We start from the raw sequence: 14,402 nt of genomic DNA on the forward strand, positions 1-14,402 counted from the left end.
CGACCGTTTCGCCCGCCAGCTCGACGGCACCCGGGCGGGGTCGCGGACCACGTAACCCGCCACCCAGAAACGGCCCGATTCCGGGTCCTCGTCGTTGACGCCGGTGTTGCCGACGTGCGGGGCCGTCATGACGACGACCTGGCGGTGGTAGGAGGGGTCGGTCAGGGTCTCCTGATAACCGGTCATTCCGGTGTTGAAGACCGCTTCGCCGAACGTCTCCCCCACCGCGCCGTAAGCACGTCCACGAAAACTGCGCCCGTCCTCCAGGACGAGTACCGCGGTCGCGGTCCCGCCATTCCCTTTCCACGTCCCCACGTCAAATCACTCCATTGACAAGAATCATGTACAGCGCGACGCCGCCGCCGATGGACAGCAGCGCGTTGTCCGTCTTCCAGTACATGACCGCCGCCAAGGAGAGGGAGACCAGCTTCGGCAGCCCGTACGGATAGGCGGTCACGTCGAGGTCCTTGATGGTGTACGCCACCAGCAGCACCATCACCCCGGTCGGCATCTTTTCGCCGAGATAGCGCAGATAGCCGTTCGCGGCCAGTTTCCCCAGGACGACGAAGGGCGCCGCCCGGAGCGCCACGGTCACCAGGGAGATCACGGCGACGACGGCGAACGCGTGCAGGTCGGACAGGTGGTTCACTTCGCCCGCTCCTTTTCCTTCTGGTACATGCCGCTGATGACGGCCACGTAGAGCAGCAGGCTCACGATGAGGAAGGATTCCTCGACCACATAGCGGTCCACGAGGTAACCGATCACTCCGGCGCCCAGGGCGAGCAGGACGAGGGTCGCGCTCCGGCTGGTGCGCACCGCGTTGACCGCGAGGGTCAGGAACATGGCGGTGAGGGCGAACTCGAAGCCCTTGACGCTCTCCGGGATCACCTGGCCGAGCAGGGCGCCGAGCAGCGCGCCGAGGAACCACCACACGTGGCTGACCACCTGCACGATGGTGATCTGGCGGCCGGTCAGGTGCATGCCGGGGCCGGCCGTGGTGATGCCGTAGGTCTCGTCGGTCAGGGCGAAGACGCCGTAGACCTTCTGGACGCGCCCGCGCAGCCGGTCGATCGGGAAGGACAGGCCGTAGAAGATGTGTCGGAAGTTCACGATCAGCGAGGTGAACGCCACCTGGTAGAGCGGCAGTCCGGCCACCATGAAGCCGACGGCGAGGAATTCGATGGATCCCGCGTAGATCAGCAGGGTGGAGAGCGGTGCCCAGTACCAGTTGATGCCGCTCGCGGTCAGCAGCACGCCGAACGCCACCCCCAGCGGGATGTACGCCATGGCGACGGGCACGGTGAGCCGGACCGCCTCTCCGGCTCCTCCCTTGGGATCCTGCTGGTCTGTCCGTTCCGTCGGTGGCGGCGATGCGCGCATGATCTCTCCTGCAAGTTCGTGTTCGTGTAGGCCCGGGCGGCCGGGGGAAGAGGGGGTGGCGGGCCCTCTCCCCCCGGCCGCCGGCGGGACTCAGACCGCTGTCGGGGTGGAGGCCGTCCAGTAACTGGTGGCCTTCGGATCCGCGCCGCGGGCGAGCGGGTCGCGGACCGCTCTCGTGATCAGGCCGATCGGGGTGATCACCAGGTAGTAGACGATGGCCAGTAGTACGGTACGCACGGCTCGTACGTCCTTTCTGTCGATTGACCGATTAGTCGAGGGGGATCTCGTCGCGCCAGTCGGTCTCCTCCTGCCAGACCGGCTGGTCCTCCTTGCGCAGCAGGAAGTTGCCGACGGCGAGACGGTCGATGTTGGTCCGCATGAAGCAGGCGTACGCCTCGGCGGGGCTGGCGACGATCGGCTCGCCGCGCACGTTGAAGGAGGTGTTGACCAGCACGGGGCAGCCGGTCTGCTCCTTGAACTGGGTGAGCAGGCGGTGGTACGGGGCGTTCCGCTCGGGGGTGACGGTCTGCACCCGGGCCGAGTGGTCGACGTGGGTGACGGCCGGAATGGTGGAGCGCTGCACCTTGAGCAGGTCGAGTCCGGAGACGTCGGCGCTCTGGTCCGTCTCCAGCCGCTGGGCGGGCGAGACCCCGGTGACCACCAGCATGTAGGGGCTCTCCTGGTGGAGGTCGAAGTACTCCTTGGCGTCCTCGGCGAGCACCGAGGGGGCGAAGGGCCGGAACGACTCCCGGAACTTGATCTTGAGGTTCATGGCGGACTGCATGACCGGGTCGCGCGGGTCGCCGATGATCGACCGGGCGCCCAGTGCCCGGGGCCCGAACTCCATCCGGCCCTGGAACCAGCCGACGATCTTCCCCTGGGCCAGCTCCACCGCGGTCTGGCGGGCCAGCTCCTCGGGGGTGAGGCGGGTGTACGGGATGTTCTCGCCGTCCAGGTAGGCGGCGATCTCCTCGTCGCTGAACTCGGGGCCGAGCAGCGAGCCGGACATGCCGTCCGTGCCGTTGCCCAGGTGGCTGCGCCGGGCGCCGCGGTCCGAGGCGACGGCGAGGGCCGCGCCGAGCGCGCCGCCCGCGTCACCGGCCGCGGGCTGGACCCACACCTCGTCGAAGATGCCGGCGTTGATGACCTTGCCGTTGGAGACGCAGTTCAGCGCCACCCCGCCGGCCATCACCAGCTTGCTCTCGCCCGTGACCTTGCGGGCGTGCTTCGCCAGCAGCAGCACGACCTCCTCGGTGACCTGCTGCACCGAGGCCGCGAGGTCGAACTCCCGCTCGGTGAGTTGGCCTTCCGGGCGGCGGCGGGGGCCGCCGAAGAGCTGCTCGAAGCCGCGGCCCGTCATCACCTGGCCGCGCAGGTACTCGAAGTACTCCATGTTCAGCCGGAACGAGCCGTCCGGCTTGATGTCGATCAGCTTCTCGCGGATGAGCTGGGCGTAGCGGGGCTTGCCGTAGGGGGCGAGGCCCATCAGCTTGTACTCGCCCGAGTCGACCTTGAATCCGCAGAAGTAGGTGAACGCCGAGTACAGCAGCCCGAGGGAGTGCGGGAAGCGGATCTCGGAGACCGCGTCCAGCCGGGTGCCGCGGCCGTGCCACAGCGTGGTGGTGGCCCATTCGCCGACCCCGTCGATGCAGAGCACGGCGGCGGACTCGTAGGGGCTGGGGTAGAACGCCGAAGCGGCGTGCGACTCGTGGTGCCGCCGGACGTGCAGCTCGGGGACCCGGCCCAGGCCCAGGGCGGCCAGCTCGTCGCGGACCACGTCCGTGGTGCGGCGCTTCCACTTCAGCCACTCGGGGAGGGTGTCCCGGAAGGAGGGGAAGCCGTTCGGCGCGGCACCGGCGAAGGTGGTGAGGACGCGGCGCCACTTCAGCTGCGGGTCCTCGTAGTAGGCGATGGCGGAGACGTCGTCGAGCGTGGCGCCCGCCTCGTCCAGGCAGTAGCGGATGGCCTTGGCGGGGAAGGCCGAGTCGTGCCGGATGCGGCTGAACCGCTCCTCCTGGGCGGCGGCCACGGGGACGCCGTCGACGATCAGGGCAGCCGCGCTGTCGTGGTAGTAGGCGGCTATGCCCAGGATCAGATCGGGCATGGGAGTGCTCCTAGGGATGGGGGTACGTCGGTGGGTTCGGGAGGCCCGCGGGGCGGATCGGCGGGGCAGGTCAGCGGGTCTTGCCCGCGGAGCGCACGGCCCGGCGCGCGGCCTGGCGGGCGCGGAAGCCCGTCGGCGGGTTGAGGGAGCGGTACCCGGTGCGTACGCGCGCCCAGGCGGCGTCCAGCGCGCCCGCGCCCTGGGAGACGGTGATGGACGAGAGGTACGTGTCGATGGCGTCGGCGGCCCACGCCGAGTGGCCCGTCGCCACGTTGTCCACCGTGTTGTGGATGTCGACGAAGCGGGTGCTGAACCCGTACTTCTTCAGTGCCAGCCGGGCCCGCCGGTAGGTGCCGCCGACGCCGGAGAGCTCCATCGCCAGGTTCAGCCCGAGCACCTCGGGCATGAACGTCTGCGGGAACCGCCCGATGCTCAGCCAGTACACCGGCAGCTCGAAGGAGGAGTCCCGGAAACCGTCCCACTCCGCGAACGCGCGGGAACTGGTGGGGGGCAGGTCCACGCCCATCTCGGTGAGCACCTCGCGGTAGATGAGCGGGTGGTTCAGCACGGCCTCGCCGTTGCCCAGCTCGTCCCAGTAGGTGTCGAAGAGGGAGTGGGCGATCTCCGACGAGGCGTGCTCGTAGTCGGTGTAGCCCATGATCCAGGCCCCGTCGATCAGGGTCAGCGGGGCGAGCTGCACGGTGGAGTCGACGAGCTCCTCACGGCTGGGCAGCTCCTGCTCGGCGCCCTGCTCGAACGCCTCGCTGTGCCGGTCGTGCATGTCCACCAGCCACGGCCGCAGCCCCCGCGGCGTCCACCGCTGCGGCAGCGGCATCTCCGCCTCGTCCATGCCGTGCCGCGAGCGGCCCAGCCAGCCGTGCGTGTACTCGCGGGCCCAGGCGCGCACCGCGGGCGTGTCGGTGCGGTTCAGCAGCAGGTGGTACGCCTCCCGCAGGTTCGCCGGGCGCTTCCCGTCGGACTCGGCCTGCCAGGCGCCCAGTCCGAGCGGACGGGACGGGGCGAGGGCGGCGCCCCCCTCGGGGGTGCCGACCGCGGGCCCGGGCAGTGAGCCGATCCACCGGCGCACCACGTCCAGGTCCTCGGGCGAGAACACCCGGAACATCTGGCCGTTCTCCGCCACCAGGCCGTTCACCAGCAGGCTCTGCTCCGGTTTGCCCGGTCGCACCAGGCGGCTGCGGGACAGCGCCCCCAGCATGGGCCGCGGGTCGGTCTGGCACTCCCTCAGCCAGTCGGCGAGGGGCCGCCCCTCCAGGGGGAAGGAGTGGTGGTACACCGAGCCCTCGCGGGCCCGGTTGCGCATCAGTTCGGCCATCTCGAACGCCGGGTCGCAGGCGGCGACGAGTTCGTCGTGCAGCCGCCGCGTCCACTCCCGCAGGGCCGCCAGCGCCCAGCGGAAGCCGGTGCCGACCCGGGTGCGGGCGTCCTCGCCGTCCCGCTCCAGCACCCGCTGCACGGCGGCCAGCGCCAGCTCCGCGCCGCTGGGCCCGGTACCGCGCGGCGCGGCGGGGTCGACGAGCTCCCAGCGGGTGACCGTCGGCTGTTCGGCCCGTACCAGCGACAGCGCCGGCAGCAGACCGACCGACCGCAGGCACAGGTCGGCGCCGAGGATCTCCGGCAGGAAGTCGTCCGGGCGCCGGCTCATGGCGAGCAGCAGGGCCGGTATCCGGAAGTGGCCGTCGTCGAGGCGCTGGTCCGCCGCGAGCCGGCCGGCGGGCACGGCGTTCTCCGACACGCCCAGGTGCCGCAGCACCGACAGGTAGGCGTCGCCGCGCGAGGCGCGCGGGCCGCCGACGCCCAGGTCGGACGCGTACAGCGCGAGGACGCTCAGGACGGCGGGGTCGTCGCCGTTGCCCGGTGAGCTCAGCCACTGCAGCCAGGCGCCGGACATCAGCGTGAGCGGGGCGCAGGCCAGCGCGGCCCGCCGGACGAGCACGGCCCGGGTGTCGGGGACGAGCGGGCCGATCAGTTCCTGGAACCGCAGGGTCTCCGTCGCCGACCAGTCGGCCGCCCGCTGCCGCAGCTCGTCCAGGGTGCCGTCGGGGTCCTGGCCGTCGGCGAGTTCGGTACGGATCTCGGCCGGCAGACGGCCCGCGGGCAGGGTCGCCTCGGGATCCACGGCTCTGCCGTAGACGGTCCTGGCTGGTTCGGCGGGGGTGGGGTCCGGGCCGGTGGGGCGAGGCGATGCCGCGGCCACGGTGGGCGCTGCCACGTCGTTCCTCTCTCTCGGGTGCTGGGGTGGTGGGACGGGGTGGGTGGTCGGACGGGGCGGCGGGTCGCGGCCCCGGTCAGAACATCGGGTAGATGGAGGCGTCGTTCTTCTTCGGCTTCGGCTTGCGGCCGAGCAGCTTGTTGATCAGGTTGCGCAGGAAGCTCATGTCCGTGCCCTTCGGTGTGGTGGTGGGGTTGCCGCCGGCCGGATGCCGGAGGGGCTGCTACTTGAGGCCGAGCTCCTCGGCGAGGAGCCCCGCGACGAGGTCGTGGCCCTCGTCGGTGAAGTGGATGCGGTCGACGAAGAGCCAGTCGTCCTTGTCGATCGCGGAGGCGATGACCGGGTTGCTGTCGAGGTAGCGCACGCCCATCCGCTCGCACCCGGTCCGCAGCGCCTTGGAGTACGTCTCCCGGGCTTCCATCGACGAGATGTCGCCGTACACCTCGCCGAAGTTCGAGATGCTGTCGAGCTCCTCGAAGATCAGCTTTTCCTGCGGCGCGGGCTCCTCGCGGACCCAGGTGGCCAGCGGCTGCAGCACGAAGGTCAGCTTCGCGCCCATGCCCTCGGCCAGCAGGCGCCAGCTGTCCAGGTGGCGCAGCGTCAGCTCGGAGCCGATGTCGATCTGCTCCGACAGGTCCGGGACCCGCGTGTCGACGGGCTCGGGCGCCGGCTGGCGGCGGCCGCCGAACAGGCCGCGCCCGCCGGACGACTTGCGGTTCCGGGTGCGCAGCTCCTCCATCTGGCCGTAGAAGTCGTTGCAGTTGAAGAACGCGCCACTGTCACCGCGGACGGAGGCGGGCAGCCGGCTCAGGCCGAGGTCGTTGAAGCCGGAGAACAGCACGATCTCGTCGACCTGCGGGAGCAGGTGCCGGTACAGGGTGAACAGCAGCAGCTCCTGGGTGGAGTTGTGGCTGCGGCCGGCGAAGTTGAGCCACGGCAGGGACGGAGCGTGCTTGCTCCACAGCCGCGAGGGCAGGGTGTGGCGGTCGGCGCTGGCTCCGATGCCGAACGACGTGGAACTGCCCGCGAACAGCCGGACCGGCCCCTCGGGGAGCGGGCCGCCGACCGAGGCGGTCTGGCCGTTCGGACCCTCGGAGAGGCGGAAGCCGAGCCGGTCCGTGTTGACGACCTCGGAGCGGTGGTCAGCGGCGTGGAAGTACATGAGGTACGGCATCCAGCGGATGTCGCCGCGGTCGTCGAATTTCTCGGCATACTGCAGCATCTGCGGGGTGAGGGTGGCGCGGTGGGACATGGACGGGGTGCTCCTTCGTGATGCGGTCAACAGGTCGAGCGGTTCGGGTCCCGCGACGGAACGCGGGAGAGGGCGGCGCGGGCGGAGGGCTGGGGCCGGGAGCCGGAGGCTGGGGGGCTGGAGGCTGGGGGCCGGAAGCCAGGGGGCCGGGGGCCGGAGGCCGGAAGCCGGGAGCCGAAGGCCAGGGAGCCGGAGGCTGGAGGGCCGGAGGCTGGGGGCCAGGGGGCCGGAAGCCAGGAGGCCGGAGGCCGGAAGCCGGGAGCCGAAGGCCAGGGGGCCGGAAGCCGGGAGCCGGGAGCCAGGGGGCCGGAGGCTGGGGTCAGTCCAGCGCCTGCGCGAAGTCCGCCTTCAGGTCGTCGAGGTGCTCGAGGCCGACGGCGATGCGGACCGTCCCCTCCGTGATCCCGATGGCGCGCAGCCCCTCGGCGTCCATCGAGCGGTGGGAGGTGGCCGAAGGCTGCTGCACGAGGGTCTTGAAGCCGCCGAGGGAGACGGCGCGGTCGGCGAGCCGCAGCCGCCGGGTGAACTCGAGGGTCTCCTTGCGCCCGCCCGCGACGTCGATGGCCAGCACCCCGCCGTACCCGTTGGGCAGCATGCGCCGCGCCAGGTCGTGACCCGGGTGGCCGGGCAGACCCGGCCAGTGGACCTCGGCCACCTTGGGGTGGTCGGACAGGAACCGCGCGAGGCCGTCGGCGTTCTCGTGGTGGCGGCGCATCCGCAGCCCCAGGGTGGCCAGCCCGCGCAGGGTCAGCCAGGCGGCGAACGGGTCGGCGATCGTGCCGGTCTCCAGCGAACGCGACCACACCTCGCGGTGGAGTGCCGCGTCGGCGAAGGAGGCGATCCCGCCGAGGACGTCGCAGTGGCCGGAGAGGAACTTGGTGGAGGAGTGCACCACCACGTCGGCCCCCAGGGAGATCGGCTGGCAGCCGATCGGTGAGGCGAAGGTGTTGTCGACCACGCAGGTCAGCCCCGCGGCCTTGCCGGCGGCGAAGAAGGCGGGCAGGTCGGTGACCTGGGCGGTGGGGTTGGAGAGGGTCTCCAGGTACAGGGCCTTGGTGGTCGGCCGCAGGGCCTCGGTGACCTCCGCCGCGTCCCGCCCCTCGATGTAGGTGACGTCCACGCCGTAGCGTGCGGAGAGGTCCCGCAGCAGGGCGAACGTTCCGCCGTAGAGGTGCTTCTGGACGATGACGTGGTCGCCGCTGCCGAGCAGGGTGTGCAGCACCGTGTGGATCGCGCCCATGCCGCTCGAGGTCGCCAGGCTGGCCGCCGCGCCCTCCAGCGAGGAGACGGCGTTCTCCAGTGCGCGCACCGTCGGGTTGGAGTTGCGCAGGTAGGCGAACGACTCGGGGCTGTTGATGGCTTCGGCCAGCTCTTCGGGGTTGTCGTAGCCGAAGTTCGCGGTCTGGTAGAGCGGCGTGTTCAGCGGCCGGGCCCCACCCAGATCGGGAATCCCTACATGGATCGCCTGGGTCTCCGGATGCAGCTGTGTGGGCACGGGGTTCCTCTCGGTGTGCGGCGCTCGACCAGGTGGTTCCGAGCGGCTCGGTGATCTGCGGCGGAACTCAGCTTCACCCGGGCCGGGCCGCCTGTCACTGCTTCCCGGGTGCCACGAAAATGCATGGCACGGGTATGCCACCGACACCCTCGGAAACGGGAAAAGCGCTTGTCGGCAAGGGTGTTCCGGCAGTTTCGTGCGTTGCACTTTCGTGCCGGGAAAGGAGCGTGACGCGGCCCGGTGCGGCGACGGAGGATGGTTGCCCGTCGCCCACGAACGCCGAGGAGAGGCAGTACGTCGATGAACACCGCAGAACCGGTGCGCGAGCTCACGGTCGTCCGCGCGGAGCCGGAGGCAGAGGGGGTCCTGGGGATCACGCTGGCGGATCCGGGCGGCGCGCCGCTCCCGGAATGGGAGCCCGGGGCGCACATCGACGTCGAACTGCCGTCGGGGCTGATCCGCTCGTACTCGCTGTGCGGCCGGCCGGAGGACCGCCACGCCTACCGCATCGCGGTCCTGCACGTCGCGGACGGCCGGGGCGGGTCGACGGAGATCCACACGACGCGGTTGGTCGGCCGCGGGCTGACGGTGCGCGGTCCGCGCAACCAGTTCCCGCTCATCCCGGCCCCCCGGTACGTGTTCGTCGCGGGCGGCATCGGCATCACCCCCGTCCTGCCCATGATCCGGGAGCTGGCCGAACGCCCGGACGCCCCGCGCTGGTCGCTCCTCTACGGCGGCCGCTCCCTGGACACCATGGCCTTCCGCACGGAACTGGCCGCCCTGCACGGCGGCGAGGTCACCCTGTGGCCGCAGGACAGCCACGGCCTGCCCGACCTGGACCGGGCACTGACCGGTCTGCCGGCGGACACGGTGGTCTACTGCTGCGGACCCGAGGGCCTGCTGGAGGCGGTGCGAAGCCGCACCGAGCGCCTCCTGCCGCCGGGGGCGCTGCACCTGGAACGGTTCCAGCCGGCGGCCCGGACCACCCCGTCCCCGACCGACGGGAGCTTCGAGGTGGAGCTGCGCCGCACCGGGATCACCCTGCGGGTGCCGGCCGACCGGAGCCTGCTGGACGTGGTGCGCGAAGCGGTGCCGGGGGTGGCGTACTCCTGCGAGCAGGGCATCTGCGGCACCTGCGAGACCAAGGTGGTCGAGGGCGTCCCGGACCACCACGACATGCTCCTCACCGACGCCGAGCGGGAGACCGGCGCGACGATGATGATCTGCGTGGGGCGGGCCAGGAGCAGCCGCCTGGCCCTCGACCTGTAGGACCGGCGGCCCGGGCGCCCCTCCCGTCCGGCCCTTCCCCGTCCGGCCCTCCGCCGAGGGGCGCGGGAGCGGGGCGGGGCGTGCCCGGTTCGGTGCCCGGCTCCCCGGCCTCCGGCGGCGGACCGCGCGAGACCGTTCAGGCCGCTCCGTGACCGCGGAACGCGCGAAACACAGAAAACGTACGAAACTCGTGGAACCAACCCGGAGCCTCCCGGAGCTGCGCCGACCGGTCACCGCCCCGGGTCACCTCAGGTGGCCACGGGTGGCCACGGCCCGCGCCGGACTTCCCGCCCGCGATCCGGTGGCCCCGCCCGGGGACGGCAGGCGGTGCCCGGGGGACGGCGGGCGGTGCCTACGGCGCGCCGGGAAGCCGGACCGTGACGAGGAGCCCCCCGGCGGGACGGGGGGCGAGGTCGAGGGTCCCGTCGTGGGCGCGGACGACGCTGTGCACGATGGCCAGGCCGAGGCCGGCACCGGCGTGCTCGTCGGTGTGTACGCGTTCCGTTCCGCGCTGGAAGGGTTCGGTGAGGGTCGGCACCAGTTCCGGTGGGAGCAGGCGGCCCGTGTTCTCGACCCGCACCACGCTCGTGTCGCCTTGCGCCTCGGTGTGGACCGTCACGGTGCCGCCGGTGGGGAGGTTGTGGACGACGGCGTTCTGGACGAGGTTCGTCACCATCCGCAGCAGGAGCTCCGCGGAGCCGCTGGTCCGGGTCGCTCCGCCGGTGACGTCGAGCGTGATCCCGCGCCGCTCGGCGAGGGGCAGCAGGGTTTCGGCGGCCTCCTCGGCGACGAGGGAGAGGTCGACGCTCTCCCGGGTGAAGTGCCCGCGGTCGCTGCGGCCGAGCAACAGGAGCGCCTCGGTGAGGCCGATCGCGCGCGTGTTGACGGCCTGCAGGCGCGCCAGGAGCTCGTCCCGGTCCCGCGCGGGGTCCTTGCGGGCGACGTCGAGCAGCGCCTGCGAGACGGCCAGCGGGGTGCGCAGTTCGTGGGAGGCGTTCGCGGCGAACCTCTGCTGCTCGGCGACGTGCGACTCAAGCTGTTCGAGCATGGTGTCGAACGTGTCGGCGAGTTCGCGGAACTCGTCCCGGCGTCCCTCCATGCGGATCCGGTGGGACAGCGACCCGTTCCCGGCCGTCCGGGCCGCGGCCGTGATCCGTGTGAGCGGCGCGAGCATCCGGCCGGCGAGGATCCATCCCCCGGCGAGGCCGAACACGAGCAGGAAGGCCATCGCCGCGGCCGCGGCGGGGGCGAAGGTGCGCACGAGCAGGTAGCGGTTGGGCGTGATCCCGAGCAGGCCCTTGGAGGTGTCGGGTACGTAGCGCAGCAGGAACACCCACACGACGGCCAGCAGGAGGGCGCCGGCGACGGCGAGGAACCCCGCGTAGCTGAGGGTGAGTCTCAGCCGGACGCTGAGCCCCGGGCGTCTACGCACGCGTACTGCCGGGGCCGGTGGTACCGAGGCGGTCGGCGCCGGAGCCGGTGGTACGGGGATGGGCCGGGCCGGTGCCGGGACCCGTGCCGACGTGGGCGGTGCCAGAGCCGGTGGTACGGGGGCGGGCGGCGCCGGGACCGGTGGTACCGGGATCGACGGCGCCGGAGCCGGTGTCGATGCGGGCGGCGCCGGAGCCGGTGGTACGGGGGCGGGCGGCGCCGGAGCCGGTGGTACCGGGATCGACGGGGCCGGTGCCGGGGCCGGTGTCGATGCGGTAGCCGACACCCGGCACCGTGGCGATGATCCACGGTTCGCCGAGCCGTTTGCGCAGGGCGGAGACGGTGATGCGGACGGCGTTGGTGAAGGGGTCGGCGTTCTCGTCCCAGGCCCGTTCCAGCAGTTCCTCGGCGCTGACGACCCCGCCCTCGGCGGCGACGAGGACCTCCAGCACGGCGAACTGCTTGCGGGTGAGCGCGACGTGGCGTCCGTCGCGGAAGACCTCCCGGCGGAAGGGGTCGAGGCGCAGGCCCGCGATCTCGCGGACCGGGGGCCGGGCGTACGCGCGCCTGCGGTCGAGCGCCCGCAGCCGCAGGACGAGCTCCCGCAGTTCGAACGGCTTGGTGAGGTAGTCGTCGGCACCGAGCTCGAACCCGGACGCCTTGTCGTCGATCCGGTCGGCGGCGGTGAGCATGAGGATCGGGGTGCCGCTGCCGGAGGCGACGATGCGCCGGGCGACCTCGTCGCCGGAGGGTCCGGGGATGTCGCGGTCGAGGACCGCGATGTCGTAGGAGGTGACGCCGAGCAGTTCCAGGGCGGAGTCGCCGTCGCCGGCGATGTCGGCGGCGATCGCTTCCAGCCGCAGCCCGTCACGTATGGCTTCGGCCAGGTAGGGCTCGTCCTCCACGATCAGTACGCGCATGCCCGAAGCCTAAGCGGTCGGGTTTCGAAGTCCTTCGGGAGTTGATCAGGTTGTCAGGGCGGCGGAGGATTCTTGTTGTCGGTCGGCGGACGTGTGTCGGTCGAGCCGGGTCAGGAGATCGTCCATGGCGGAGGTGGTGAACTTCCACCGGAACGGCTGTGCTGTGGCGTTGTAGCGGTCTTCGGACGCTCGGAGCCGATCCCGGACCTCGCTGAGGTCGGTGAAGTCGTCGGGTGACACGGCCTTGCGCTGGACGATGGAGAAGAAGATCTCGATCTGGTCCGTCCAGGAGGCGTGAACGGGGGTGTGGACCACGGCCGCGTTCGGGAATGCGCCGGCCGGTCGGTCGACGGCTCTCTTGCCGCGGCGGGAGGAGCCGTTGTCGACGATCCAGAAGACGCGTTCGGCGCTGGCGTAGGGCTCGGTGGTCATGACGTGGGCGGCCGGGGTCATGAAGGGCACGATGCCGGTGGTCGGCTCGCAGCGTCCGAACACCTGGGCGCGGTGGACGTCGTAGGCGGCCAGGTAGGCCAGGGCTCCACCGCGACCGTACTCGTGGTTGACGCGCATCGCCCGGGCCTGGCCCGGGGCGGGGCTCGGACGGCAGCGGCGGCGGGCCTGGGTCGAGGGCCTCTCGTCGCCGGACAGGACATACTCGTCCCCTCGAAGCGGGACGCCCTCGAAGGTGCGGACGTAAAGGTCCAGGACCCGCTGGGCCTCGACGCGGAAGTCCTGGTCTCGGATGAAGATCCAGGACCGGTACTGCCAGGGCTTGATCGCGTCCTGACGTAACCAGCGGCGCACCGTGGACGCGGAGACGGTGCCGGTGACCCCGCGCACGGTCAGCTCGGCGGCCGGCTCCGGGCACGACCAGCGCGACAGCGGCGTACCGGTCCCGGCGGGCACCTGGCAGGCCAGCGCCTTGGCCTCGGCGACCTGCACGGGGGTGAAGCCGGCGGGACGCCCGGTGTGCTTGCGGTCGGCCGGGGCCGGCAGCCCGCCGTGGGCGAACCGGTCGCGCCAGGTGCGGACCGTGTCCAGGTGCAGGCCCGTCTCGCGGGCGATGCGCGCGTTGGAGCGCCCCCGTGCTGCGTGCAGGACGATCTCCGCCCGCCGCCGTGACCGGTACGGGGTCTTGTGGCCGTAGGCCGTCTTCTCCAACCGTTCGCGCTCGGCGGCGGTCGCGACTATCGGGCAGGCCAGGGCAACGGGCGTGACAGCGGGCCGATCGGGAGAAGTGGATCAGACGGGTGGCAGTCTGCCGCGTCCGGCGCCTCAACGATCCGGCAAGGTGGCCGCGTGACCACGACGCCGGAGTGCACCCGGCCGTCATTCGCCCAGCGGCTGTCCGAACATGTCCGCACCGCCTGACTACGACTGACGGGCCGCCATGTCGCTGACCTGGTGGGCGATGTCGGTCCACAGGGCGGCGGGGAGATCGTGGCCGACGCCCGGGTAGGTCACCAGGCGGGCGCCGTCGATGGCCCGGGCGGTGGCGCGCCCCGCGCTGACGCGCAGGATCGGGTCCTCCTCGCCGTGCAGGACCAGGGTGGGTCGGCGCAGGTCCTTGAGCCTGGGTCCGTGCCACTGGGCGCCGATCTGGCGACTCTGCGCCCTGGTGTCGCGCGGGCCGCTGTCCACGTCGGCCTCGACCCAGGCGCGGGCTGCGGCCTCGTCGAAGGGGTAGCCGGGGGAGGCGATGCCGCGCCAGACGGTGAGGGCGGCCTCGATGTCGCCCTCACGGCCCTCGGGGAACTTGGTCCGGGCGAGCTTGGCGAGCAGTCCGAACCGCAGGTGGCGCAGGACCCCCAGGCCGGAGACGTCGCTGGGCAGGGCCGCCGAGGAGGTGACGCTGAGCACCCGGTCGGGGTGTCGCAGCGCGGTCCGCTGGGCGATCGTGCCGCCCAGGGAGTGGCCGAAGACATGGGCTCGCTCCCAGCCGAGTTCGTCCATCACCGCGATGGCGTCGTCGGTCATGTCCTCGGAGGTGTAGGCGTCCCCGCGCTTGGCGAACAGGGCCTTGAAGGGGTTGGTGGTGGCGGTGTCCGGCATCCGGGTCGACTGGCCGGCGTCGCGCTGGTCGTAGCGGCCCACGGCGAACCCGGCGTCGGCGAAGGCCCGGCACAGACCGGCCGGCCACCAGAACCGGGCGGTGGCCAAGCCCATGATGAGCAGCAGCGGTTCGCCCTCGGAGCCCTTCAGTTGGTCGAAGGCGACCCGCACGTCGCCGTTGTGCGCGTACCGGGTCGGCGTCCACTCCTGCTGCGGCTGCACCTGGGGCATGTCGGCTCTCTTCCATCTACTGCGATCTGCGTTCGCAG

At 71.9% G+C, this 14,402-nt stretch carries 12 protein-coding genes and 1 pseudogene; 1 reads left to right on the forward strand and 12 read right to left on the reverse strand.

Going from position 1 to position 14,402, the window contains the following annotated elements:
• From RND61_RS21750 to RND61_RS21785, 8 genes are all read right to left on the reverse strand, one after another.
• Positions 1-315: carbamoyl-phosphate synthase domain-containing protein (locus tag RND61_RS21750; protein ID WP_315879714.1), on the reverse strand; the 315-nt coding region annotated here is incomplete at its 3' end.
• A 1-nt stretch (position 316) separates the two neighbouring features.
• The gene (locus RND61_RS21755) at positions 317-649 is read right to left on the reverse strand and encodes a branched-chain amino acid transporter permease (RefSeq protein ID WP_315879715.1); all 333 of its coding nucleotides are present in this window, start codon (positions 647-649) and stop codon (positions 317-319) included.
• Positions 646-1,380 carry an AzlC family ABC transporter permease gene (locus RND61_RS21760; RefSeq protein ID WP_315879716.1) on the reverse strand — a complete coding sequence of 245 codons (735 nt, stop codon included), beginning with the start codon at positions 1,378-1,380 and terminating at the stop codon, positions 646-648. The genes RND61_RS21755 and RND61_RS21760 overlap by 4 nt, the downstream gene beginning before the upstream one ends.
• Before the next feature lie 90 nt (positions 1,381-1,470).
• Positions 1,471-1,617, reverse strand: a complete 147-nt coding sequence (locus tag RND61_RS21765; RefSeq protein WP_315879717.1) for a hypothetical protein — start codon at positions 1,615-1,617, stop codon at positions 1,471-1,473.
• 31 nt (positions 1,618-1,648) lie between these two features.
• Positions 1,649-3,484, reverse strand: coding sequence for a carbamoyltransferase family protein (locus RND61_RS21770; RefSeq protein ID WP_315879718.1), 1,836 nt, complete (start codon positions 3,482-3,484; stop codon positions 1,649-1,651).
• Between the two features lie 70 nt (positions 3,485-3,554).
• Positions 3,555-5,621, reverse strand: coding sequence for an iron-containing redox enzyme family protein (locus RND61_RS21775; RefSeq protein ID WP_315879719.1), 2,067 nt, complete (start codon positions 5,619-5,621; stop codon positions 3,555-3,557).
• 316 nt (positions 5,622-5,937) lie between these two features.
• Positions 5,938-6,966, reverse strand: coding sequence for an SGNH/GDSL hydrolase family protein (locus RND61_RS21780; protein ID WP_315879720.1), 1,029 nt, complete (start codon positions 6,964-6,966; stop codon positions 5,938-5,940).
• A gap of 319 nt (positions 6,967-7,285) precedes the next feature.
• On the reverse strand, positions 7,286-8,461 hold the full coding sequence (locus RND61_RS21785) for a trans-sulfuration enzyme family protein (protein WP_315879721.1): 1,176 nt from the start codon (positions 8,459-8,461) through the stop codon (positions 7,286-7,288).
• Positions 8,462-8,761: 300 nt separating this feature from the next.
• Here RND61_RS21785 and RND61_RS21790 point away from each other — a divergent pair, with 300 nt between their 5' ends.
• Positions 8,762-9,730, forward strand: coding sequence for a PDR/VanB family oxidoreductase (locus RND61_RS21790; RefSeq protein ID WP_315879722.1), 969 nt, complete (start codon positions 8,762-8,764; stop codon positions 9,728-9,730).
• 352 nt (positions 9,731-10,082) lie between these two features.
• Here RND61_RS21790 and RND61_RS21795 read toward each other — a convergent pair whose 3' ends face one another.
• The 4 genes and pseudogenes from RND61_RS21795 to RND61_RS21810 all read right to left on the reverse strand — a co-directional run bounded on the left by RND61_RS21795 (position 10,083) and on the right by RND61_RS21810 (position 14,364).
• A complete protein-coding gene (locus RND61_RS21795; RefSeq protein ID WP_315879723.1) occupies positions 10,083-11,162 on the reverse strand; it encodes a sensor histidine kinase in 1,080 nt (359 codons plus the stop codon).
• A 256-nt stretch (positions 11,163-11,418) separates the two neighbouring features.
• Positions 11,419-12,081: pseudogene (locus RND61_RS21800) on the reverse strand (response regulator transcription factor); the annotation flags it as partial.
• A gap of 45 nt (positions 12,082-12,126) precedes the next feature.
• Complete coding sequence (locus RND61_RS21805) at positions 12,127-13,242, reverse strand: IS630 family transposase (protein ID WP_315879724.1); 1,116 nt, start codon at positions 13,240-13,242, stop codon at positions 12,127-12,129.
• Between the two features lie 210 nt (positions 13,243-13,452).
• The gene (locus tag RND61_RS21810; RefSeq protein WP_315879725.1) at positions 13,453-14,364 is read right to left on the reverse strand and encodes an alpha/beta fold hydrolase; all 912 of its coding nucleotides are present in this window, start codon (positions 14,362-14,364) and stop codon (positions 13,453-13,455) included.
• Positions 14,365-14,402: the final 38 nt, after the last annotated feature.

This window comes from Streptomyces tamarix (genome assembly GCF_032423885.1).
In the GTDB taxonomy this organism is placed as follows: Bacteria; Actinomycetota; Actinomycetes; order Streptomycetales; family Streptomycetaceae; genus Streptomyces; species Streptomyces tamarix.